The 21,635-nt window shown below is 64.0% G+C and carries 20 protein-coding genes; 13 read left to right on the top strand and 7 right to left on the bottom strand.

Annotated features, from left to right (window positions below; genetic code table 11):
- Nucleotides 1-9 precede the first annotated feature (9 nt).
- The 5 genes from gatA (at nucleotide 10) to NAO55_RS13850 (ending at nucleotide 5,716) form a co-directional block, all read left to right on the top strand.
- The gene (gatA, locus tag NAO55_RS13830; RefSeq protein WP_102840946.1) at nucleotides 10-1,461 is read left to right on the top strand and encodes an Asp-tRNA(Asn)/Glu-tRNA(Gln) amidotransferase subunit GatA; all 1,452 of its coding nucleotides are present in this window, start codon (nucleotides 10-12) and stop codon (nucleotides 1,459-1,461) included.
- An 11-nt stretch (nucleotides 1,462-1,472) separates the two neighbouring features.
- Complete coding sequence (gatB, locus tag NAO55_RS13835) at nucleotides 1,473-2,918, top strand: Asp-tRNA(Asn)/Glu-tRNA(Gln) amidotransferase subunit GatB (RefSeq protein WP_102840561.1); 1,446 nt, start codon at nucleotides 1,473-1,475, stop codon at nucleotides 2,916-2,918.
- Between the two features lie 124 nt (nucleotides 2,919-3,042).
- Nucleotides 3,043-3,444: a septal ring lytic transglycosylase RlpA family protein gene (locus NAO55_RS13840; protein WP_102840560.1), complete on the top strand. Its 402-nt coding sequence runs from the start codon at nucleotides 3,043-3,045 to the stop codon at nucleotides 3,442-3,444.
- A gap of 63 nt (nucleotides 3,445-3,507) precedes the next feature.
- Complete coding sequence (locus tag NAO55_RS13845) at nucleotides 3,508-4,593, top strand: calcium/sodium antiporter (protein ID WP_102840559.1); 1,086 nt, start codon at nucleotides 3,508-3,510, stop codon at nucleotides 4,591-4,593.
- Between the two features lie 37 nt (nucleotides 4,594-4,630).
- Nucleotides 4,631-5,716 (top strand): calcium/sodium antiporter, encoded by a 1,086-nt coding sequence (locus tag NAO55_RS13850; RefSeq protein ID WP_102840558.1) that lies wholly within the window; start codon nucleotides 4,631-4,633, stop codon nucleotides 5,714-5,716.
- A gap of 40 nt (nucleotides 5,717-5,756) precedes the next feature.
- Here NAO55_RS13850 and NAO55_RS13855 read toward each other — a convergent pair whose 3' ends face one another.
- The 6 genes from NAO55_RS13855 to NAO55_RS13880 form a co-directional block, all read right to left on the bottom strand.
- Nucleotides 5,757-6,182 (bottom strand): bactofilin family protein, encoded by a 426-nt coding sequence (locus tag NAO55_RS13855; RefSeq protein WP_063544365.1) that lies wholly within the window; start codon nucleotides 6,180-6,182, stop codon nucleotides 5,757-5,759.
- A 16-nt stretch (nucleotides 6,183-6,198) separates the two neighbouring features.
- Complete coding sequence (locus NAO55_RS13860) at nucleotides 6,199-6,555, bottom strand: hypothetical protein (RefSeq protein WP_102840557.1); 357 nt, start codon at nucleotides 6,553-6,555, stop codon at nucleotides 6,199-6,201.
- On the bottom strand, nucleotides 6,536-7,522 hold the full coding sequence (locus NAO55_RS13865; protein ID WP_102840556.1) for a M23 family metallopeptidase: 987 nt from the start codon (nucleotides 7,520-7,522) through the stop codon (nucleotides 6,536-6,538). The genes NAO55_RS13860 and NAO55_RS13865 overlap by 20 nt, the downstream gene beginning before the upstream one ends.
- 197 nt (nucleotides 7,523-7,719) lie before the next feature.
- Complete coding sequence (locus NAO55_RS13870; protein ID WP_102840555.1) at nucleotides 7,720-8,661, bottom strand: AEC family transporter; 942 nt, start codon at nucleotides 8,659-8,661, stop codon at nucleotides 7,720-7,722.
- A gap of 126 nt (nucleotides 8,662-8,787) precedes the next feature.
- On the bottom strand, nucleotides 8,788-9,348 hold the full coding sequence (locus NAO55_RS13875) for a response regulator transcription factor (RefSeq protein WP_014821408.1): 561 nt from the start codon (nucleotides 9,346-9,348) through the stop codon (nucleotides 8,788-8,790).
- 33 nt (nucleotides 9,349-9,381) lie between these two features.
- The gene (locus tag NAO55_RS13880) at nucleotides 9,382-10,635 is read right to left on the bottom strand and encodes an ATP-binding protein (RefSeq protein ID WP_102840554.1); all 1,254 of its coding nucleotides are present in this window, start codon (nucleotides 10,633-10,635) and stop codon (nucleotides 9,382-9,384) included.
- 150 nt (nucleotides 10,636-10,785) lie between these two features.
- Between NAO55_RS13880 and NAO55_RS13885 the strand changes: the two genes are divergently transcribed.
- The 6 genes from NAO55_RS13885 to NAO55_RS13910 all read left to right on the top strand — a co-directional run bounded on the left by NAO55_RS13885 (nucleotide 10,786) and on the right by NAO55_RS13910 (nucleotide 17,680).
- Nucleotides 10,786-11,490, top strand: coding sequence for an SIMPL domain-containing protein (locus NAO55_RS13885; protein ID WP_102840553.1), 705 nt, complete (start codon nucleotides 10,786-10,788; stop codon nucleotides 11,488-11,490).
- A 178-nt stretch (nucleotides 11,491-11,668) separates the two neighbouring features.
- Nucleotides 11,669-13,897 (top strand): TonB-dependent receptor domain-containing protein, encoded by a 2,229-nt coding sequence (locus NAO55_RS13890; RefSeq protein ID WP_102840552.1) that lies wholly within the window; start codon nucleotides 11,669-11,671, stop codon nucleotides 13,895-13,897.
- Nucleotides 13,898-14,054: 157 nt separating this feature from the next.
- Nucleotides 14,055-14,648 carry a PepSY-associated TM helix domain-containing protein gene (locus NAO55_RS13895; RefSeq protein ID WP_102840551.1) on the top strand — a complete coding sequence of 198 codons (594 nt, stop codon included), beginning with the start codon at nucleotides 14,055-14,057 and terminating at the stop codon, nucleotides 14,646-14,648.
- Between the two features lie 9 nt (nucleotides 14,649-14,657).
- On the top strand, nucleotides 14,658-15,167 hold the full coding sequence (locus NAO55_RS13900) for a DUF2271 domain-containing protein (RefSeq protein WP_102840550.1): 510 nt from the start codon (nucleotides 14,658-14,660) through the stop codon (nucleotides 15,165-15,167).
- Nucleotides 15,168-15,181: 14 nt separating this feature from the next.
- Nucleotides 15,182-16,057: a DUF4198 domain-containing protein gene (locus tag NAO55_RS13905; protein ID WP_102840549.1), complete on the top strand. Its 876-nt coding sequence runs from the start codon at nucleotides 15,182-15,184 to the stop codon at nucleotides 16,055-16,057.
- A gap of 69 nt (nucleotides 16,058-16,126) precedes the next feature.
- Nucleotides 16,127-17,680 (top strand): sulfite reductase subunit alpha, encoded by a 1,554-nt coding sequence (locus NAO55_RS13910; protein WP_102840548.1) that lies wholly within the window; start codon nucleotides 16,127-16,129, stop codon nucleotides 17,678-17,680.
- 57 nt (nucleotides 17,681-17,737) lie between these two features.
- On the opposite strand, the gene NAO55_RS13915 is transcribed toward NAO55_RS13910, so the two are convergent.
- Nucleotides 17,738-19,999, bottom strand: coding sequence for a TonB-dependent receptor (locus NAO55_RS13915; protein WP_102840547.1), 2,262 nt, complete (start codon nucleotides 19,997-19,999; stop codon nucleotides 17,738-17,740).
- Nucleotides 20,000-20,138: 139 nt separating this feature from the next.
- Here NAO55_RS13915 and NAO55_RS13920 point away from each other — a divergent pair, with 139 nt between their 5' ends.
- Together NAO55_RS13920 and NAO55_RS13925 are read left to right on the top strand one after the other, a co-directional pair.
- Nucleotides 20,139-20,819, top strand: a complete 681-nt coding sequence (locus NAO55_RS13920) for a Fe2+-dependent dioxygenase (RefSeq protein WP_102840546.1) — start codon at nucleotides 20,139-20,141, stop codon at nucleotides 20,817-20,819.
- Nucleotides 20,819-21,577 (top strand): tetratricopeptide repeat protein, encoded by a 759-nt coding sequence (locus NAO55_RS13925; RefSeq protein WP_102840545.1) that lies wholly within the window; start codon nucleotides 20,819-20,821, stop codon nucleotides 21,575-21,577. The genes NAO55_RS13920 and NAO55_RS13925 overlap by 1 nt, the downstream gene beginning before the upstream one ends.
- Nucleotides 21,578-21,635: the final 58 nt, after the last annotated feature.

Raw genomic sequence — 21,635 nt, forward strand, 5'->3', positions numbered from 1 at the left:
GACACCGACATGCACAACCTGACACTTGCCGAGATCGCCCGCAACCTCAGCGAAAAGCGCTTCTCGGCCGAAGAGCTGACGCGCACCCTGCTCACCCGTATCGAGCAGCTCGATCCGCAGCTGAACAGCTTCATCAGCGTCACCAGTGAGCTCGCCATCGCCCAGGCCCAGGCTGCCGATGCACGACGCGCCGCCGGCGAGAGCGGCGCGCTGCTCGGTGCGCCGATCGGCCACAAGGACCTGTTCTGCACCCAGGGCATCCGCACCAGCTGCGGCTCGAAGATCCTCGACAGTTTCAAGGCGCCCTATGACGCCACCGTGGTGGAACGACTGGCAGCGGCCGGCACGGTCACCCTCGGCAAGCTGAACATGGACGAATTCGCCATGGGCTCGGCCAACGAGTCGAGCTATTACGGCCCGGTGAAGAACCCTTGGGACCTGACCCGGGTACCGGGCGGCTCTTCCGGCGGTTCCGCCGCGGCCATTGCGGCGCGCCTGCTGCCCGCCGCGACCGGCACCGACACCGGCGGCTCGATCCGCCAGCCGGCCGCGCTGACCAACCTCACCGGTCTCAAGCCGACCTACGGCCGCGTCTCGCGCTGGGGCATGGTGGCCTATGCCTCGAGTCTCGATCAGGGCGGTCCGATGGCGCGCACCGCCGAAGACTGCGCGCTGCTACTCTCGGCAATGGCCGGCTTCGACCCGAAAGACTCGACCAGCGTCGACCAGCCACTGGACGACTACCTCGCAACACTGAGCCAGCCGCTCGCCGGCCTGCGCATCGGCCTGCCGAAGGAATACTTCGGTGCCGGCCTCGACCCGAAGATCGCCGACGCGGTGATGGCGGTCGTCGAGGAACTGAAGAAACTCGGCGCCACGGTCAAGGACATCAGCCTGCCGAACATGCAGCACGCGATCCCTTCCTATTACGTGATCGCGCCGGCCGAGGCCAGCTCCAACCTGTCGCGCTTCGACGGTGTGCGCTTCGGCTATCGCTGCGAGAACCCGGCCGACCTCACCGACCTCTACAAGCGCTCGCGCGCCGAAGGCTTCGGTGACGAGGTCAAGCGGCGCATCATGGTCGGCACCTATGCGCTGTCGGCCGGCTACTACGATGCCTACTACCTCAAGGCGCAGAAGATTCGCCGACTGGTCAAGAACGACTTCGTCAGCGCGTTCGATGAGGTCGATGTGATTCTCGGCCCGACCACGCCGAACCTGGCCTGGAAGCTGGGCGAGAAGAACGCCGATCCGGTTTCCGCCTATCTGGAAGACATCTACACCATCACCGCCAACCTGGCGGGCATCCCCGGTCTGTCGATGCCGGCCGGCTTCATCGATGGCCTGCCGGTGGGTGTGCAACTGCTGGCGCCGTACTTCCAGGAAGCGCGCCTGCTCAACGTGGCGCACCAGTATCAACAAGTCACCGATTGGCACATGCGCGCCCCGGCCGGATTCTGAGGAGATTGAAGATGCAATGGGAAACCGTGATCGGGCTGGAGATTCACGCGCAGCTCGCGACCCAGTCGAAGATCTTTTCCGGCAGCGCCACCACCTTTGGCGCCGAGCCCAACACCCAGGCCAGCCTGGTCGACCTCGGCATGCCCGGCACCCTGCCGGTGCTCAATGCCGAAGCCGTGCGCATGGCCTGCAAGTTCGGCCTGGCCATCGACGCCGAGATCGCGCCGAAGAACGTCTTCGCGCGCAAGAACTACTTCTACCCTGATCTTCCCAAGGGCTACCAGACCAGCCAGATGGATCACCCCATCGTCGGCAAGGGCCACCTGGACATCACTCTGGAAGATGGCAGCACGCGGCGCATCGGTATCACCCGTGCACACCTGGAAGAGGACGCCGGCAAGAGCCTGCACGAAGACTTCCACGGCATGAGCGGTATCGACCTGAATCGCGCCGGCACGCCGCTGCTGGAGATCGTCTCCGAGCCGGACATCCGCAGCGCCAAGGAAGCGGTCGCCTACGTCAAGGCGATCCACGCGCTGGTGCGCTACCTGGGTATCTGCGACGGCAACATGGCCGAAGGTTCGCTGCGCTGCGATTGCAACGTCTCGGTACGGCCCAAGGGCCAGGCCGAGTTCGGCACCCGCGCCGAGATCAAGAACGTCAACTCCTTCCGCTTCATCGAAAAGGCGATCAACCACGAGGTGCAGCGGCAGATCGAACTGATCGAGGACGGCGGCAAGGTGGTGCAGGAAACCCGCCTGTACGACCCGAACAAGGACGAGACGCGCTCCATGCGCAGCAAGGAAGAAGCCAACGACTACCGCTACTTCCCCTGCCCCGACCTGCTGCCGGTGGTGATCGAGCAAAGCTTCCTCGACGAGGTGCGCGCCAGCCTGCCGGAGCTGCCGGTGCAGAAGCGCGAACGCTTCGAGCGCGAGTTCGGCCTGTCGGCCTATGACGCCACGGTGCTGGCCGCCAGTCGCGAGATGGCCGACTACTTCGAACAGGTCAATGCCACCTGTGGCGATGCCAAGCTGGCCGCCAACTGGGTAATGGGCGAGCTGTCCAGCCTGCTCAACAAGGAAGGCCTGGAGATCGAGCAGTCGCCGGTAACCGCCGAGCAGTTGGGCGGCATGATCCTGCGCATCAAGGACAACACCATCAGCGGCAAGATCGCCAAAATGGTCTTCGAGGCCATGGCCGCCGGCGAAGGTTCGGCCGACGAGATCATCGAGAGCAAGGGCCTCAAGCAGGTCACCGACTCCGGCGCCATCGAAGCCATGCTGGATGAAATGCTGGCGGCCAACGCCGAGCAGGTCGAACAGTACCGCGCCAGCGACGAAGCCAAGCGCGGCAAGATGTTCGGCTTCTTCGTCGGCCAGGCGATGAAGGCTTCCAAGGGCAAGGCCAACCCCGGCCAGGTGAACCAACTGCTGAAGAAGAAACTCGAAGGCTAAGCTGAGCCATGGCACCGCGCGGTCGAGCCGCGCAGTGCCCCATGATCGCTTCCGGCACCGCCAGAACTTCGCCATGCCTGCCGCGGGTTGTCGTCCAAGCGATTGCCCAACGGAAGGACATTTCATGCGAATGCCTCGCCTCGTAACCCTGCTGACACTGATTCTGCTGGCCGCGGGCTGTGCCGAACGCCAGCCAACGCAGCCACCGCAAGCACCAGCCACCACCCAGGAACGCTTCACCCAGAGCGGCAAGGCGTCCTATTACGCGCGCATGCACCACGGGCAGCGCACGGCCAATGGCGAAACGCACGACCAGAACGCACTGGTCGCAGCCCATCGCAGCCTGCCGTTCGGCACGCGCGTGCGGGTGACCAACCAGCAGAACGGCAAGCAAGTGATCGTGCGCATCAACGACCGCGGACCATTTCGTCGTGGCCGCATCATCGATGTGTCCCGCGCCGCGGCTGCGCAACTGGACATGCTGGAGCGTGGCGTGGTCCGCGTCCGCATCGAAACCCTCCCATGAACCAAGCCAATACCGAGGCTGCATGACGCCTGCGAACAACCTTATTGCGACTGGAGCGGCAGCATGTCGCTGATGACCTTCGCCTATCTCATCGGCGGCTTGGTGCTGCTCGTCGTCGGCGCCGAAGCCCTGGTCCGCGGCGCCGCCCGGCTGGCCAGCCGCTTTGGCATTCCACCGCTGATCATCGGCCTGACCGTGGTCGCCTTCGGCACCAGCGCACCGGAAACGGCGGTCAGCGTGCAGGCCTCCCTGAGCGGCAGCGGCGACATCGCGGTGGGCAACGTGATCGGCAGCAATATCGCCAACATCCTGTTGATCCTCGGCCTCTCGGCGCTCATCGCACCGCTGCTGGTGTCTCGCCAGCTGATCCGCCTGGACGTGCCGGTGATGATCGGTGCCGGCCTGCTCTGCTACGCACTGGCCTGGAACGGCAGCATCAGTCGGCTGGATGGCGCCGTGCTGCTGGCCGCCCTGGTGGGCTATACGGTGTTTCTGGTCATCGCCAGTCAAAAGGAAAAAGCCGTGGCGGGGGTGGATGAGTTCGCCACCGAGTTCGGCCCCGGCGATAGCGACAAGCCCTTCGCCTGGGTGTGGCAGCTTCTACTGATCCTGCTCGGCCTCGGCCTGCTGGTCGGCGGTTCGAACCTACTCATCGAAGGGGCGGTCGATCTGGCGCGGGCATTGGGCCTGTCGGAACTGATCATCGGCCTGACCGTGGTCGCTGTCGGAACCTCGATGCCGGAGCTGGCCACCTCGGTGCTCGCGGTAATCAAGGGCGAGCGCGACATCGCGGTGGGCAACGTGGTCGGCAGCTGCATATTCAACCTGTTGCTGGTGCTCGGCGCTGGCGCCGCGGTATCGGCCGAGGGCCTGTCGATATCGCCGAACGCGCAATCGTTCGACTTCCCGGTGATGCTGGCGGTGTTCGTCGCCTGCCTGCCGATTTTCTTTTCCGGATATTGCATCCGCCGCTGGGAAGGCCTGCTGTTCTTCACCTATTACCTGGCCTACACCCTCTATCTGGTGATGTTCGCGACCGGCCTCGGCGCCATTGACCTGCTCCGCGATGCGATGCTCTGGTTCGCCTTCCCCTTGACGGCCGTGACGCTTTTGGTGATCTTCCTGCGCGCCTGGCAACGCCAGCGTTGACCTCTCGTTTCTTCAGCCTTTTGCGGAGCCCTCTATCGTGACCCTGATGACCTTTGTCTACCTCATTGCCGGCCTGGTGCTGCTCGTTGCCGGCGCCGAGGTGCTGGTTCGCGGCGCCGCCAAGCTCGCCGCCCAGTTCGGCATTTCGCCGCTGGTCATCGGCCTGACCGTGGTCGCCTTCGGCACCAGCGCCCCGGAAACCGCGGTAAGTGTGCAGGCTTCGCTCAACGGCAGCGGCGACATCGCCATCGGCAACGTGGTCGGCAGCAATATCGCCAACGTGCTGCTGATCCTCGGCATGACCGCACTGGTCGCCCCGCTGGTGGTGTCGCGCCAGCTGATCCGCCTCGACGTACCGATCATGATCGGCGCCAGCCTGGTCACCTTCGGCCTGGCCTGGGATGGCCAGCTCAGCCGTATCGACGGCGCCATCCTGTTCAGCGCCGTGGTGATCTACACCCTCTTTCTGGTCATCAGCAGTCGCCGCGAAAATGCAGCCGGTGCCGACGACGAGTTCGCCAAGGAGTTCGGCCTGGACGAGCCGGCCAAGCCTCATGCCGGCCTGATCAATGCCGGGCTGGTTCTTGGCGGATTGGTGCTGCTGGTTGTTGGGTCCAATTTTCTGGTCGAGGGCGCGGTGGCCCTGGCTCGCGCCCTCGGCCTGTCGGAACTGGTAATCGGCCTCACTGTGATCGCCATCGGCACCTCGCTGCCGGAACTGGCCACCTCGATCATGGCAGCCTTCCGCGGCGAGCGTGACATCGCTGTGGGCAACATCGTCGGCAGCAACATCTTCAACCTGCTCTGCGTGCTCGGCCTGGCCTCGCTGGTTTCGCCGCAGGCGATCGGGGTGTCGTCGAACGCACTGGCCTTCGACTTCCCGGTAATGATCGCAGTCGCTGTGGCCTGCCTGCCGATCTTCTTCGCCGGCTACTGCATCAAGCGCTGGGAAGGCGCGCTGTTTCTGGCCTACTACGTGTCGTACACGCTGTACCTGGTGCTGACCAGCACCGGTCGGCCATTCGCCGAAACCTTTGGTGATGCGATGATCGGCTATGCCCTGCCGTTGACCGCCATCACCCTGCTGGTCATCGCGGGCCGCGCCTGGAAAACCCAGCGCTAAGCGGCGAGGCGACGGGCGCGCAGATCCGCGCGCTCATCGCTCAGCCTTCACGCTGCTGCGGGCGCGGCAGCTCGAAGACCTGCGCCGATTCTTCCTCGTCCCCCATCCGACTCAGCGTTCCATCGACCACCGCGCCATTTTCCATGCTCAACTGGCGATAGCGAATGTTGCCCTGCACCCGGGCGTTGGAGTGCAGTTCAAGTAGATGCTCCACGGTCAGATCGCCGACGATGGTACCGTCGATCAACGCATCATGGCTGCTGACATTACCCTCGATCCGCCCTTCGGCACTGAGCGCGAGCAGACTGTGCGAGCCCGGCTTGTGACGGACATTGCCGCGCACTTCGCCACTCACCTTCAGGCCGTCTTCGAACGTCACGTCCCCCGCCACTGTCAGGTTGCCGGAGATCAGGCTGGAAAACTGGTCGATGGTGACGCGAGCCACCGGTTTCTTCTTGCTGAACATCGCTTGCTCCAAAGGGTTAACGAGCCTTTTTCTGCTGCCGGAAGAAGGCCAGCTCGGTGTGCAGGCGCTCGACCTGCGCTGACAGCGTGGCAATACGCTTTAGCAACTGCTCTTCGGTGGCCTGGGTTTCCTGGCGCTGCAACCGGCTGCGCTCGAGCGCAGCGTTGAGCGCTTCGCTCTGCTGCCGCAATTCAGCGATTCGCTGTGCATGGACCGCGTGCTCGTGGCCACGCAGATAAACCAGGGCACCGATCACGCATAGCAGTGCGAGCATGCACCAGCGACCGACGCCGCCGGCCGCCGCAGCCCGTGGCCGGTGCTCGGCGCGGACCAGCTCGCGAGTCGTGGGTCGTCTAGTCGTCAGCCAGACCATCGCCGACGCGCTCCAGATCGTTCAAGGCCAGGAAGCGTTGCGGGTCGACGAAGCGCCCCTTGTGCAGCACTTCGAAATGCAGGTGCGGGCCGGTGGAGCGGCCGGTGGAGCCGACCGCTCCGATGCGTTGCGCCGGGGTGACCACCTCGCCCTGTTGCACGTCGAGCCGCGACAGATGCGCATAGCGACTCACCAAGCGGTTGCCATGATCGATTTCCACCAGCTTGCCGTAGGCGCCGCGATAACCCGCGAAGCGCACCCGGCCGCCCGCCGCCGCGACGACATCGGAACCGGACTTCAGGGCGAAGTCCACACCGGAATGGAACGCCAGCGTCTTGCGGAAGGGATCGATGCGATTGCCGAAGGCGGAGCCCAGGCGAGCTTCTCCTACCGGGCGGCGAGAGGGAATGGCCATCAACGCGGCGTTGCGCTCGGCCGCACGCTGCAACAGCGCATCGAGCATGATCCGCATGCAGCGCGCCGAGGCCTCAGTGTTCTCCAGGTCGCTCAGCGTCACGCCGGGGCGCTCTAGCCTGGTTGCCGAGCAGCCGAGCGGGGGAAGCAACACACCACCCTGCCCTGTATTGCGCGGTTGCTTCTCGCGTTCCGGCACAAGCACCGGTAGCAGCGCAGGATCGAGCGCAGACAGCTGGGCCTGCAGCGTGCGCTGCTCGTCCATCAATCGCTGCAGGGCAAGCAGATCGGACTCCAGCGACTTCAGCCGCCCGACGACCTCGCCGACGCGGGCAATGGCGAACTGTCCTTCGTTGCCAAGCACAGCTTCATCCGCCACCTGCACGGCTGGATGTGCCCTCAGCTCTGCGCCTACCCAGACGCCGCTGGCGAATCCACCAGCACTCAGACTCAGCAGCAATGCGAGCCCAGGGGTCAGTAGTCGGCGTGGACTGACAATACGTATACCGTCCCGCGTCAACGAGCGGTTCGAAGGTTTGAAGAAGAAGGACATGGCAGTTTCCGAAGCGCTGAACGGCCCCTGTTAGGCAAGCCGTTGATCGATCGGCGCAATTTGACGCAAACGGGCTTTTTTTTCTGAGGCCTGATGACCGATTACGGCGATCACCGCGCCACCCACACGCGAAAAGCCGATATCCGTCACATTAGCGACGGATGGCAGCACCGTGGTGCAGGACGTCCGGCGCCATGCTAGATCCAGCCCAGCCAGCGCAGCAGAAACAGCCCGAGGTTGATGCTCAGGGCTGCCATCAACGTGGTGATGACGATGATGGCCGCCGCCAGCTGATGATTGGAATTGACCGCGCGCGCCATGACGAAGCTCGCGGCAGCGGTCGGGCTGGCGAAATAGAGAAACAGAATGCCCAGCTCGGCCCCGCGAAAGCCGAAGGCCCAGGCGCCGAGTGTCGCGACCGCCGGCAGCCAGACCATCTTCATCAGGCTCGAACTGAGCGCGCTGCCGCTGCTCTGGCGCAACACGTCCAGGGTCAGCGTCGCGCCGATGCAGATCAACGCAAGCGGAAGCGTCATCTGCGCGAAGTATTGCCCGGATGTCATCAGCCAGCCTGGCAACGCGACCTGCCAGTAGGCGAACGGTACCGCGGACAGGACACCTATGATCAGGGGATTACGCAGGATGCTGAGCAGGATGTCCCTTGCTCCGACCCGCCCGCCCGGACTGTAGATGGCCAGCACCACCGCGGACAGGCTGTTGTAGACGAGGATCACCACTCCGGCCAGCACGCCGCCGAGGGACAGCCCGTAGTCACCGTACAGGCTGCTGGCTAGCGCGAGCCCGACGATTCCATTGTTACCGCGGAACGCGCCCTGCACGTATACACCCCGGTCGGCTGCCGGGCAGCGCCAGAGAGCCCAGCTCCAGGCCAGGCCGAAGGTGACGATCGTGGCCCCGACGAAATAGAGCAGCAGTGCGGGCTGCAGCGCCGCGTTCAGATCGGCCTTGATGATGGAGATGAACAGCAGCGTCGGCATGGTGCCCCTGAACACCAGTGCCGAGGCGGTATGCACGAAAGCGGCGTCGATCCAGCCCAGGCGATTGAGCGCAACGCCGAGAAAGAGCATCGCGAACACCGGAGCGGTGACGCTCAGGGTCTGCAGAATGAGGGGGAGCATGAAGGCGCCTGCAACAACGAAAGCGCAAGCATAAAGCAAGCACACCGCGAGGGCTCGACCGGCGTATCCCCCAAGCCTCTACCAACGGCCGGGCGGCCACGCCCGGCTCGCGCTATCGGCTCCGGCTCAGCGCCGAACCGGTCTTTTTTGCAGTTTGCGCTGCAGGGTCCGACGGTGCATGCCCAGCGCACGCGCGGTCGCGGAGATGTTGCCGTCGTGCTCACTGAGTACGCGCTGAATGTGCTCCCATTGCAGGCGGTCGACCGACATCGGGTTTTCCGGAACCAGGCTGTCCAGGTCAGCATGCTGGGAAAGCAGCGCGGCCAGCACATCGTCTGCGTCGGCTGGCTTGCACAGGTAGTTGCAGGCGCCGCGCTTGATCGCCTCCACCGCGGTGGCGATGCTGGAGTAGCCGGTAAGGATCAGTACCCGCATCTCGGGGTCCAGTTCGAGCAACTTGGGCAGCAGCACCAGGCCCGAATCGCCCTCCATTTTCAGGTCGAGCACCGCATAGTCGGGGATGTCCTGCTTGGCCAGGGCCAGCCCTTCCTCGGCCGAACCGGCGATGCTGACCTGCAGTCCGCGGCGGCTCATGGCGCGAGCCATTACCCGGGTGAAGGTGGGGTCATCATCCACCAACAGCAGATGAGGTTGTTCTTCGCCCTCTTGCTGCAATTCGTCGGTCATCTGTGCATTTCCTCGCATTGGACACGATCAGGATCAGGCGCGCACCGAACCATGCGGCAGGCGCAACTCGGTCAGTGTGCCACCTTCTTCGTGATTGTAGAGCTTCACTGTGCCGCCAGCGCGCGTCACGCTGGCCTGACTGAGAAACAGGCCTAGGCCGAAGCCCTTGCCCTTGGTGGTGATGAACGGCCGACCGATCTGTTCGGCGATGGCCAGGGGAACGCCTGCGCCATGGTCGCGGATGGTCAGCTTGATCCACTGCGCGTCCCAGTCCAGGCGGATATCCAGGTCCTCGGGGCTGGCGTCGGTGGCATTGTTCAACAGGTTGAGCAACGACTGACTGAGGTCTGCCGGCGGCATCAGGCGTGGCGGGCTGCCCAGCCCCACGCACTGGAAACGATAGGTCGCCTCCGGGCGCATCAGGTGCCAGCGCTGCAGGACCGAATCGACCCATTCGCGCGCCGTCTGCTCGACGATTGCCTGACGACGGTCCGCCTCGGCTGCACGGACCAGCTGGCGCAGGCTTTCCTTACAGAGCTGAACCTGCGACTGCAACAGGCCGAGGTCCTCGTTCAGCTGCGGATCCTTGTACTCCTGGCGCAACTCCTTGAGCAGCACGCTCATGGTCGCCAGCGGCGTACCCAGCTCGTGGGCGGCACCGGCAGCCTGTGTCGCCACGGCCAGCAGCTGCTGGTCACGCATGCTCTCTTCGCGGCGCTGGGCTTGCTGCTGTTCCTGACGGCGCAGCTGCTCGGCCATGCGCGCGACAAAGAAGGTGATCAGCGCCGCTGCCAGGGCGAAGCTCAGCCACATGCCGTAGACCTGCAGTGTGGCGCGCTCGAACGGCGGCAGCGCCAGCGGGTCGTACCAGACCAGCATCAGCGTGTAGCCCAATAGCGCAAGGCCGGAGAGCACGATGGAATAGAGCCAGGGCAGCGTGGCGGCGGCGATGGTCAGCGGGACCAGGTAATAGGAGACGAAGGGGTTGGTCGAGCCACCGGAGTAGTACAGCAGGGCGCTGTGAATCAGCAGGTCGCAGCCCAGATGCACCGCATACTCGAGTTCGGTGACCGGCCACGGGCCGCGCAGTCGCAGCGCCGTGCCCAGGCAGAGCACGGCCGAAACGGCAAGCGTGATCCCCAGGGCCAGCCAAGGCAGGCTCAGCAGCTGAGTGGCATAAGCGACGCCGACCGCACCGGACTGTGCAGCCAGTACGACGATGCGGATAAGGGTAAGAAGCCGAAGATTCTGCCGGCTGGCCGACAGCAGCGGGACGGATGCGTACATGGGCTCTCCAACGATTCGGCGGAGTATAACCAAGGCGCCTCCCGCCCAGCCGAAATGCGGCAACGCGCCGCATGGACGGCTGCACGCTTTCGCCAGCGCAGGTAGAGTCGAGGCTATCGCACCGTTCGGGTGCTCCAGCGAGGAACCGTCATGTCCCATTACTCACTGCGCAGTGCCGCACTGCTGGCGCTGGTCACAAGCTTTACCAGCCTGAACGCCACGGCCGAAGAGCCGCGCTACAACCAGGTTGCCCTGCGCGCAGAGGTCAGCAGCGAAGTCGCTCATGACCGCATGCACGTCACGCTGTACAGCGAGGCACAGCACAGTGATCCCGCCCAGCTCGCGGCACAGACGACCCGCACACTGAACCAGGCCATACAGACGGCTCGCCAGAACAAGGATGTGATCGTCAGCCAGGGCAGTCGCAACAGCTATCCGGTCTATGACGACAAGGGGCAGCAGATCACCGGCTGGCGCGAGCGTGCGGAGATTCGCCTGGAGAGCGGCGATTTCGCCAGCCTGTCGAAGCTGACCGCCGAATTGCTGAAGAATCTGAAGATGGGCGGCATGCATTTCAGCGTGTCGGATCCGATCCGCAAGCAGAACGAGGATGCTCTGCTCAAGGACGCCGTAGCGGCTTTCCAGGCGCGCGCCCAGCTCGCCACCGAAGCGCTCGGCGGCAGCGGTTACAAGTTGGTGAGCCTGAACCTCAACGGCGGCGGATTCCAGCCGGTCATGCGTAGCAGCGCGATGAAGATGGACATGATGGAGTCGGCTCCAGTACCAGAGATCGAAGCCGGCACTCGTCAGGTCACGATCAACGCTGACGGCGTCATCGAAGTTCAGATGCCGTGATCGAAACTGACCATTCGGACCACTTTTTAATATCTGCTTACAAATGGCCAGCCCGCGCCATGCAAGGGCTGGCGATCGATTTGACACCTCAAATGAGAAACCAATGCAGTAAAGCGTAAATTCTCTTTTACGAATGATTATCATGCGGGCGCCAACGAGACGGCTACAAGGAGCCCGTATGTCTATCCCCTTCGCACGTACCGCCCTGTCCTGCGCCCTGATCGGCTGCAGCTGGACGGCCCTGGCCCAGAACGCGCCCGTCACGCTCAACGACACGGTCGTCAGTGCCGCAGGCTTCGAACAGAAGATCACCGAAGCGCCGGCCAGCATCAGCGTCATCAGCCGTGAAGATCTGCAGCAGAAGCGCTATGCCAACCTTGCGCAGGCGCTGGATGAAATCGAAGGGGTGGATATTCGCCAGGGCACTGGCAAGACTGGCGGTCTGGACATCAGCATGCGCGGCATGCCCAGTGACTACACGCTTATCCTGATCGATGGTCGCCGCCAGAACACGGCTGGCAACGTCACTCCCAACGGTTTCAACGAAACCCGTACCAGCTTCATGCCGCCATTGTCAGCTATCGAACGCATCGAAGTGATTCGCGGCCCGATGTCCACGCTATACGGTTCGGATGCCATGGGGGGTGTAGTCAATATCATCACCAAAAAGGTGGCAGACACCTGGGGTGCCGCGGTCACGCTGGACCACACCTTTCAGGAAGACAGCGATTACGGCGACACCAGCAGCACCAGCCTCTATGCCAGCGGCCCGCTCGCCGAAGGCTTGCTCGGGTTGGCCGTTCGCGGAAGTTTCTATGACCGTGAAGAGTCGAACCTGACCTTCGAAAACGACTCCGCCGTCAGCAAACGCGGCGCCTCTCCTGTTGGGGGTCGCAACTACAACATCGGCACCCGCCTTACCTTTACACCCCATGAAGACCACGATTTCACTCTGGATTTTGAGCGCGGCCGCCAGGTTTATGAGAATGACAACTGTCAGTTGGGCACCCTCGACGGCAAGGCATCCAGCGGAAGCAACGCCGTGGCTGGCTGCTCCAGAAACGATCCGACCAACATCAGCGGCTACGAGGATCAATTGCGCTTCGAGCGTGACCAGTTCGCCCTCAGCCACACCGGTCGGCTGAGCTTCGGCACACTGGACAGCAGCATCACCTACAACCAGACCGAAACGCTCGGACGCACCATTCCCGGCACCCTAGGTGTGCCCTACGACGCGCCCTACCAGGCCATAGTAGGCGGTGATGACCGCGAGTTGGAATCCACCGACCTGGTGTTCGATACCAAACTCGTCGCCCCACTAAGCGACAGTCATATCCTCACCGTGGGCGGTCAGTACTGGGATGCCGAAGTCACCGACGGCATTGCCGGAGAAGATTTCGAGCAAATGTCTTGGGCGCTGTTCATCGAAGATGAGTGGCGTCTGCGCCACGACCTGGCGCTCACCCTCGGCGCTCGTTATGAAGACCACGAGGCCTTTGGCGGCCACATCAGCCCGCGGGCCTATCTGGTATGGAACACGTCCGACAGCTGGACCCTGAAAGGTGGCATCAGCAAGGGCTACAAGACGCCGACATTGAACCAGCTGCATGACGGCATCAGCTCGGTCGGGGGGCAAGGTCAGAACATCTCCTTCGGCAACCCGGATCTGGACCCGGAAGAATCGACCAATACCGAATTCGGCGTGTACTACGACAACCTGTCGAATTTCAACGCCAACCTCACACTCTTCCATACCAAATTCGAGGACAAGATTGATACAGGGCCGAACCAGCCCAACTGCTTCTTCGCCGCCTCGCCCAACCAGCCGGGCTGTGTCAGCTATGGACCGAGCTTCCGCCAGGAGTTCTTCTCGCAGGAAGTCAACATCGGCGAGGCTCGCGTCCGCGGCCTCGAACTGGCCGGCAAGTGGGCTTTCGCACCGGCCTGGAGCGTGAGCGCCAACTACACCTATACCGATAGCGAGCAGACCACTGGTGCAGACAAAGGTGCGCGGCTGACCAATACACCAATGCACATGGCTTTTGCTCGCCTGAGCTGGCAAGCAACCGATCGGCTGAACCTCTGGTTCAAGGGTGAATACCGCGGCGAACGCGCACGCTTCAACCAGCGCTACGCGACCTTGACAGCGGCTAACAAGCAGGTAATGGACGCGGCAGGTGATCTTGAAGACTACGAGGTCTTCCACCTAGGTGGTTCGTACAAGGCCACTGAAAACCTCACCTTCAATGCCACGATCTACAACCTGTTCGACAAGGACTTCACTACCGGCACCTACTACAACAATGGCGCCAATTGGGTTTCCGACTACGCACAGATCGGTCGCAGTACGGATGGTGTACTTGAAGAAGGCCGCCGCCTCTGGCTGTCAGCCAACCTGACCTTCTGACCTGAAGGCAATACGATGAGCCGGGATTATCCCGGCTCTGTTGTTTCTCGTCCCACCGGAACGGAAAAGACGCGAATGTATGCTGTTTGTAAATCTTTAGCATTACCGCGTCAGTGGCCCTAGAATTCGCCCACGTTCCCGCACGACAAGGCCCCCCATGTATTTCTGGCTCGGCACCCTGCGCCAATGGCACTGGATCAGCTCCGCGCTATGCCTGGTTGGCATGCTGCTGTTCGCGGTCACTGGCATCACCCTCAACCACGCCGGCCAGATCGAAAGCAAACCGCAGGTGCAAAGCCGCGCAGCGCAGCTTCCTGCCCCTCTGCTCGCCACCCTGCAGGCCGAAGTGCCTGAGTCGGGCCTTCCCACCGAACTGCGCGAGTGGCTGGAGCAGACCCTGGAAATCCGCCTGGCCGGACGTGAAGCCGAATGGAGCGATGGAGAGCTCTACGTCGCCCTGCCCCGCCCCGGCGGCGACGCCTGGCTGAGCCTGAGTAGCGAAACCGGCGAACTGGAATACGAGTCGACCGACCGCGGCTGGATCGCCTACTTCAACGACCTGCACAAGGGCCGTCACACCGGCGAGGCCTGGAGCTGGTTCATCGACTTCTTCGCCGTGGCCTGTGTGGTGTTCAGCCTCACCGGCCTGCTGCTCCTGCAACGTCACGCCGGCAACCGGCCCAGCACCTGGCCGCTGGTAGGCCTGGGGCTGGTGATACCGCTGCTGCTGGCGCTGCTCTTCATTCATTAAGGACTGCCCATGCGTAAACGCCTGTTGTTGCCCCTCGCCCTGCTCAGCGCCCCGCTGCACGCGGCGGATCTGCAGCTGGACGTGGAAATCCCGCGTCTGGATGTCGCCGAGTACCACCGCCCGTACGTGGCCATCTGGCTGGAACGCCCGGACCAGAGCCATGTCGCCAATCTGGCGGTGTGGTACGACACCAAGCTCAAGGACAAGGAAGGCGAGAAATGGCTCAAGGACCTGCGCCAGTGGTGGCGCCGTAGCGGCCGCAGCCTGGAAATGCCGGTCGATGGCGTCAGCGGTGCGACCCGTGCCGTGGGCAGTCACAGCCTTAAGTTCTCTGACGAGCAGGCGCCGTTCAAGACGCTGGAGGCCGGCGAGTACCGCGTGGTGGTCGAAGCCGCTCGAGAGGTCGGCGGCCGCGAGCTGCTGCGCGTGCCGTTCAGCTGGCCGCCCCAGCAGAACGCCGAACACCAAGCCCAGGGCAAGAGCGAGCTGGGCGCCATCACCCTCAAGCTGACCCCATGAACAGGAAGCACGCCATGAAACCCGTCATCAAATGGACCACCCTGGCGCTCGCCATCTGCCTGCCGCTGTCGGCGCAGGCCCACCGCGCCTGGATGCTGCCTTCGGCCACCGTGCTCTCCGGCGAAGAGCCGTGGATCACCGTCGACGCTGCCGTTTCCAACGATCTGTTCTACTTCGAACACGTACCGATGCGCCTCAAGGGCATCGGCGAGGCAGCCCAGGCCCCGGCAGGCGGCCCGCCGGGCATGCGCGGGCGACCGGTGCCGGAACTGCAGATCATTGCGCCGGATGGTTCCAAGGTCGCGGCACAGAACGGCGCCATCGGCCGCTACCGCAGCACCTTCGATGTGCAGCTGAGCCAGAAGGGCACCTACAAGCTGGCCGTGGCCAACAATGGCCTGTTCGCCAGCTGGAAGGAAAACGGTCAGCCGCGCCGTTGGATGGGCACCGCGGAAAGCTTCGCCAAGGACGTCCCGGCGAAGGCCGAAGGGCTCAAGGTCAGCCAGACCAGCAACCGCATGGAAGTGTTCGTCACCTCCGGTGCGCCTTCCACCGACGCGCTCTCCCCGACCGGCCAGGGCCTGGAGCTCAAGCCCGTCACCCACCCCAACGATCTGTTCGCTGGCGAAGCCGCCGAGTTCGTCTTTCTGCTCGATGGCAAGCCGGTCGCGGATGTCGAGATCAGCGTGATCCCGGGTGGCAACCGCTACCGCGACGAGCTCGGTGAGATAAAGGCGAAAACCGACAAGGACGGCAAGGTCAGCATCACCTGGCCGGAAGCGGGCATGTACTGGATGGAAGCCGAGCTGACCACCGACAAGGGCGTCAGCAAGCCGGCAACCGAACGCCGCGCCAGCTACAGCGCAACCCTGGAAGTGCTGGCGCCCTGACGCGCCGAAAGGCCCGCGCCGTGATGACGGCTCGGGCCTGCCTTATCCCCTTCATCGATGAGCCTTCCGTTGCACTCATCCTTCTTATCCCTCGTGCGCGCCTGGCCGCTGTACAGCTGTATCGCCGTCGCGACCTGCCTGCTCTGGTGGCAACCGGCGCGGGAGGTCAGCGCGGCAGTGGTGATCGCGCTGTATCTCGCGCTTTCGCTGCACTGCTGGCGTGGGCGGCTGCGCCCGCGCGTGGCCGCCGCTGGCCCGGCACAGCTGCTGGTCGCCTACGCCAGCCAGGGCGGCCAGGCACAGGGCTTCGCCGAACGCAGCGCAGCGCAGCTGCGCGACGCAGGCGTGCAGGCGCTGCTGCTGCCGCTCAATGCGCTGGACCCGAATGATTGGCCGGCCCCGCGCGTCCTGTTTGTCGTCAGCACCTATGGCGAAGGCGAGGCGCCGGACAATGCGGTCCGCTTCGAGCGGCGGCTCGCCGCCGCTGGCATCCAGGCGCAATCGCTGGAATATGCCGTACTGGCCTTCGGTGATCGCCAGTACCGGGATTTCTGTGCCTTCGGCCGCCGTCTCGACGAGCGTCTGCGCCAGCTGGGGGGCTTGCCGTTGTTCGACCGGCTGGAAGCCGATCGCGGCGATCCTGGCGTGCTGCGTCACTGGCAACATCAACTGGCCCACCTGAGCGGCGACAGCAATTTCAGCGACTGGCTGCCGGCACCCTATCAAATCTGGCGCCTGAGCGGCCGGCACTGCCTCAATCCCGGCAGCTCCGGTGCGCCGGTGCATCTGCTGACCCTTGCGCCGCCGAGCGAGCAGGCATCATGGCGCGCGGGCGATATCGTCGAGGTCGGCCCGCGCCACGCCCCCGCCCGCGTTGAAGCCTTGTTGCAGGATTCAGGCCTCGATCCGCACGAGGTATTCGATGGCCAGAGCCTGGCCGTACAGCTGTCCAGAAGGCATTTGCCCGCCGCTGGCGACCTGCACGGCCTCGACGCCGAGGCGTTGCTGGCCCTGCCGCTGTTGCCGCATCGCGAATACTCGATCGCCTCGATACCGGCGGACGGCGCCGTGCAGCTGGTGGTGCGCGAAGCCTCCCACGCCGACGGCACGCCCGGGCTCGGTTCCGGCTGGTTATGCCGCTACGCGGCCATTGGCGAAGAGATCGATCTGCGCATCCGCAGCAACCCGGCATTCCACGGCCCGGACGCCGCCACGCCACTCATCCTGATCGGCAACGGCACGGGGATCGCCGGACTGCGTGCGCACTTGCGCGAACGTGCCGCACATCAGGGCTCGCGCAACTGGCTGCTATTCGGCGAGCGCAACGCGGCGCATGACTATCTCTTCCACGAAGAATTGGCACAGTGGCGTGAAAGCGGCCATCTGCAGCGGCTGGACCTGGCGTTCTCCCGCGACCAGCCGGAGAAGCGCTATGTGCAGCACGTCCTGCGGGATGCGGCCGACGACCTGCGCCACTGGGTCGATCAGGGCGCGGCGATCTATGTCTGTGGCAGCCTGGAAGGCATGGGCCAGGAAGTGCAGCAGATCCTGCTCGGCCTGCTCGGCCAGGCGCGACTGGAACAGCTGAGCGAACAGGGGCGCTATCGCCGCGACCTGTACTGACGCCCCTTAACGACAAAGGCCGCTTCGAAGAGCGGCCTTTGTCGTTTCACAGCGGGATCAGAAGTGGAAATTGGTGCTCAGCAACGCGGTCCGACCGGCTGCGACATGGGCATAGTGGCTGCCGTAGACCTGATCGAAGTAGCGCTTGTCGGTCAGGTTCTGCACGTTCAGCTGCAGGTCCAGGTTCTTGCTGACGCGATAGGCGGCCATCGCATCGTAGCGCCAGTACTCAGGCACCTCGATGTTGTTGGCCGCATCGCCGAAGCGGGAGTCGACGTAAGTCGCACCGCCACCGATGGTCAGGTCCTGGGTCAGGTTGTAGGTGTTCCAGAAGCTGAAGCTGTGCTTCGGCGTGCTGGGTACCTCGTTACCGTCGTAAAGCCCTTCCACGTACACCGGCGCCGCGCGCGTACCGATGTTGGCGGCCCCGGACTTGACCAGCTCGGCGTCCAGATAGGTATAGCTGGCGAACACCTGCCAGTTACGGGTGATCTGGCCGGTGGCGCCCAGTTCCAGGCCGTCGACCTGGGTTTCACCGATGCTTTCCTGGAAGCCGCTGGCGTTGGTCACACGTGCATTGGTCTTCTCGGTGCGGAACAGCGCGGCAGTCAGGCCCAGACGCTCATCGAAGAAGTCCCACTTGGTGCCGATCTCGTAGTTGCGATTGCGCTCCGGATCGAGAACCTCGTTGTTCACGCTGAGTGCATCGGAGCCTTCGCCACCGGTCTCGCCGGACGGATTGCTGGAGGTCGACCAGGCCGCATAGATGCTGCCATTGGGCAACGGATTGAAGACCAGACCCAGCTGATAGTTCCAGAAGTGGCTCTTGTTTTCCGGACGGGTTATCACACCATCGGTGGATACGGCCTTCTGCTCCGTTTCGTAGTCGTCGTAGCGCAGGCCCATGTTCAGCGACCATTGCTCGTTGAACTTCAGCGTATCGAATACATAGGCCGCCAGCGTTTCGGTGTCGGTATCGGTCGTCGCCGTGCTACGCGCAATGCTGCCTGTCCAGGCATCCTTGGGACTCGGGTTGTACAGGCTGGTGCAGTCACCAGACGCCAGCGAGGCAGCCGAGCAACCCCGACCATCGACCCCTTGTGTCACGACATATGGGCGGTTGTGCACGCCAACATCGCTGATTTCCACGCCCGTCACCAGGGTGTGCTCGATGCCGCCGGTATCGAAGCGCGCGGTCAGGTCAGTCTGGTTGACCCAGCTCTGGGTATTGGAGTTGCGGCTCTTGGCTGCTCGCGAAACCAGCCCGTTGGGCACGTTGCCGCGCGAATCGTCCGGGTTGGTGACGATGTAATCCAGTGTGGTACGGGCGATTCGCGTGGTGTTGGAGACGGTCAGGTTCTCGTTCAGGTCGTGCTCCAGGCGAATCGTGCCGGCATCCGTGGTGCTCTCGCGGAAGTCGCGGCTCTCCAGCCCGTAGAAGTTATCGCGATCCACGCTCACCGGCTCGCGGCGCGGATTGCTCGGTGTGGCCACTGTCAGCGGAATGCCGTAATCCGGCATGTCATCGGTTTCCAGATGGTAGTAGGACAGCGTCGCCCGGGTCGGCGTATCGAAGCCGAAGGTGATGGTCGGCGCCACGCCCCAGCGGCTGACGTCAACGCCATCGCGGCCGGCGACGTTGGCCTCGTGCTTCATCAGGTTCAGACGGCCGGCGACGTTGTCACCCAGCACGCGGTTGACGTCCAGCGTGTAGCGGCGGGTCTGGTCCGAGCCGAGGGTGACACTGGCGTCGCCGAAGTCGTACTGCTTGGCGGTCTTGCTGATCAGGTTCAGGCTGCCGCCGGTGGAGCCGGCACCGGTGTAGGCGGAACCCGGTCCTTTGCTCACCTCGATGCTTTCGACGTTGAAGATCTCGCGGGTCTGCGAACCCACGTCGCGCAGGCCATCGATGAAGGTGTCGCTCTCGGCGTTGAAGCCGCGAATGATCGGCCGGTCGCCCGCCGGGTTACCGCCCTCGCCCGCACCGAAGGTGATGCCGGAGGTGGTGCGCAAGGCATCGACCAGCGTCAGCGAACCGGTGTCACGGATCACCTGGTCGGTGATCACGGTGACCGACTTGGGTGTCTCGCGCAGCGGCGCGGTGTACTTCTTCGAAGCGGAGGCATCGGCTTTATAGCTTTGCTCCTGCTCACCGATCACGGTCACTTCGTCGAGCGCAACTGGCGCCTCGCCGCGCGCAGCGGTGATATCCGGCGCGGACTGGGCGATGGAGGGGGCGGAGAAAGCGGTTAGGGCAACACCAATAGCCGAAGCCAACACGCGAGGTGGCTGGGCCAGTTCTAGAGACTGACGCGACATGTAATGCGGATCCTTGGAAAGTTGATGCAACTGCGAATTGCTATTATTAGCAGGTAGCATTCTGATACATTCTGCCGCATTCTGAAACACCCAAATGCAAACTAATATCATTTGCTCTTTCCAACCCCTCCGGTGATCCATGCTGCTACGCATTGCCAATGTGTTTTCCCGAGAAGAAACCGACCGTATCCGCACCGCACTGGAACAGGCCGACTGGCGTGACGGCCGCGTCACCGCCGGCTACCAATCGGCCAGGGCGAAACACAACCTGCAGCTGGCGGAGGATGATCCACTGGCGCGCGAAATCGCCGAAGCCATGCTGCAGCGTCTCTGGCAACATCCGCAGTTCATGTCCGCCGCGCTGCCGAGCAAGGTCTTCCCGCCCCTGTTCAACTGCTACACGGCCGGTGGCGAGTTCGGCTATCACATCGACAATGCGGTGCGGCAGGTGCGCAACAGCGCCGAACGCGTGCGCACCGACCTGTCCGCCACGCTGTTCTTCAGCGATCCCGACGAATACGACGGCGGCGACCTGGTGATCCAGGACACCTATGGCACGCAGCGGGTGAAGTTCGCTGCCGGCGACATGGTGCTCTACCCCAGCACCAGCCTGCACAAGGTCGAGCCGGTGACCCGCGGCGCACGGCTGGCCTCGTTCTTCTGGATTCAAAGCCTGGTGCGCGAGGATGCCCAGCGCACGCTGCTCTACGAGATGGATCAGGCCATCCAGCAGCTGACCGCCGATGTGCCGGACCACCCATCCCTGGTGCAACTGACCGGCACCTACCACAACCTGCTGCGCCGCTGGGTCGAGGTCTGATGCGCCTTCTTCTGCGCCGCGAGGAAGCCCTCGACACGACCCAGCTGGACGATCTCGCCGAGCAGCCGCAGCGTGCCGCGCGGCTGGTGCTGGCGGCTGCCGCGGCCGGCGAAGTCGAGGCCCAGGCGCTGCTCGGCCAGATCCTGCTGGAAGGCCACGGCATCCAGGCCGACCCGACGCTGGCCCTGACCTGGTTCGACATCGCCGCCGAACGCGGACATGCCATGGCCTGCAACATGGCCGGACGCTGCCACGAGCACGGCTGGGGTTGCGCCGCCGACCCGACGCGCGCCGCCGACTACTACCGGCGCGCCGCCGATCTGGGCCTGGATTGGGGCATGTACAACCTGGCCAACCTGCTGGCCACAGGGCGTGGCGTGGTGCAGGACCACACGACCGCCTACCGGCTCTATCGTCAGGCTGCCGAGCTTGGTCATGCCAAGTCGATGAACCTGACCGGCCGCTGCCTCGAAGACGGCTGCGGCGTGGCCCGGGATGTCACCGAGGCACATGCCTGGTATGCACGCTCGGCCGAAGCCGGTGACTTCCGCGGGCAGTTCAGCCACGCTGCCGTATTGCTGGCACAGGGCCAATGGGAGCAGGCCCGCGGCTGGCTGGAGCGCGCGTTGCGGCTCGGCCATCTCAGGTTTATCGAGACCGCGCTGGCCAGCCTGCAGGCGGCCGAGCTGCCACTGATCGCCGATATCGTCGAGGCCTATGCGCAGCGACGCGACGAGCTACGCGCCGGGGCGCGGTGAGCGAAAGGCGGAAACGAAAACGCCCCGCATGGCGGGGCGTTCGTGCAGCGACTAAGGC

Origin of the sequence: Stutzerimonas frequens (genome assembly GCF_024448335.1) — a bacterium.
Taxonomy (GTDB): Bacteria; Pseudomonadota; Gammaproteobacteria; order Pseudomonadales; family Pseudomonadaceae; genus Stutzerimonas; species Stutzerimonas frequens.

What these genes read in the sequence shown, in the direction of transcription:
- gatA (WP_102840946.1), top strand. Translation starts at nt 10, where the DNA reads ATGCACAACCTGACACTTGCCGAGATCGCCCGCAACCTCAGCGAAAAG.
- gatB (WP_102840561.1), top strand. Translation starts at nt 1,473, where the DNA reads ATGCAATGGGAAACCGTGATCGGGCTGGAGATTCACGCGCAGCTCGCG.
- NAO55_RS13840 (WP_102840560.1), top strand. Translation starts at nt 3,043, where the DNA reads ATGCGAATGCCTCGCCTCGTAACCCTGCTGACACTGATTCTGCTGGCC.
- NAO55_RS13845 (WP_102840559.1), top strand. Translation starts at nt 3,508, where the DNA reads ATGTCGCTGATGACCTTCGCCTATCTCATCGGCGGCTTGGTGCTGCTC.
- NAO55_RS13855 (WP_063544365.1), bottom strand. Translation starts at nt 6,182, where the DNA reads ATGTTCAGCAAGAAGAAACCGGTGGCTCGCGTCACCATCGACCAGTTT.
- NAO55_RS13860 (WP_102840557.1), bottom strand. Translation starts at nt 6,555, where the DNA reads ATGGTCTGGCTGACGACTAGACGACCCACGACTCGCGAGCTGGTCCGC.
- NAO55_RS13865 (WP_102840556.1), bottom strand. Translation starts at nt 7,522, where the DNA reads ATGTCCTTCTTCTTCAAACCTTCGAACCGCTCGTTGACGCGGGACGGT.
- NAO55_RS13870 (WP_102840555.1), bottom strand. Translation starts at nt 8,661, where the DNA reads ATGCTCCCCCTCATTCTGCAGACCCTGAGCGTCACCGCTCCGGTGTTC.
- NAO55_RS13875 (WP_014821408.1), bottom strand. Translation starts at nt 9,348, where the DNA reads ATGACCGACGAATTGCAGCAAGAGGGCGAAGAACAACCTCATCTGCTG.
- NAO55_RS13880 (WP_102840554.1), bottom strand. Translation starts at nt 10,635, where the DNA reads ATGTACGCATCCGTCCCGCTGCTGTCGGCCAGCCGGCAGAATCTTCGG.
- NAO55_RS13885 (WP_102840553.1), top strand. Translation starts at nt 10,786, where the DNA reads ATGTCCCATTACTCACTGCGCAGTGCCGCACTGCTGGCGCTGGTCACA.
- NAO55_RS13890 (WP_102840552.1), top strand. Translation starts at nt 11,669, where the DNA reads ATGTCTATCCCCTTCGCACGTACCGCCCTGTCCTGCGCCCTGATCGGC.
- NAO55_RS13895 (WP_102840551.1), top strand. Translation starts at nt 14,055, where the DNA reads ATGTATTTCTGGCTCGGCACCCTGCGCCAATGGCACTGGATCAGCTCC.
- NAO55_RS13900 (WP_102840550.1), top strand. Translation starts at nt 14,658, where the DNA reads ATGCGTAAACGCCTGTTGTTGCCCCTCGCCCTGCTCAGCGCCCCGCTG.
- NAO55_RS13905 (WP_102840549.1), top strand. Translation starts at nt 15,182, where the DNA reads ATGAAACCCGTCATCAAATGGACCACCCTGGCGCTCGCCATCTGCCTG.
- NAO55_RS13915 (WP_102840547.1), bottom strand. Translation starts at nt 19,999, where the DNA reads ATGTCGCGTCAGTCTCTAGAACTGGCCCAGCCACCTCGCGTGTTGGCT.
- NAO55_RS13920 (WP_102840546.1), top strand. Translation starts at nt 20,139, where the DNA reads ATGCTGCTACGCATTGCCAATGTGTTTTCCCGAGAAGAAACCGACCGT.
- NAO55_RS13925 (WP_102840545.1), top strand. Translation starts at nt 20,819, where the DNA reads ATGCGCCTTCTTCTGCGCCGCGAGGAAGCCCTCGACACGACCCAGCTG.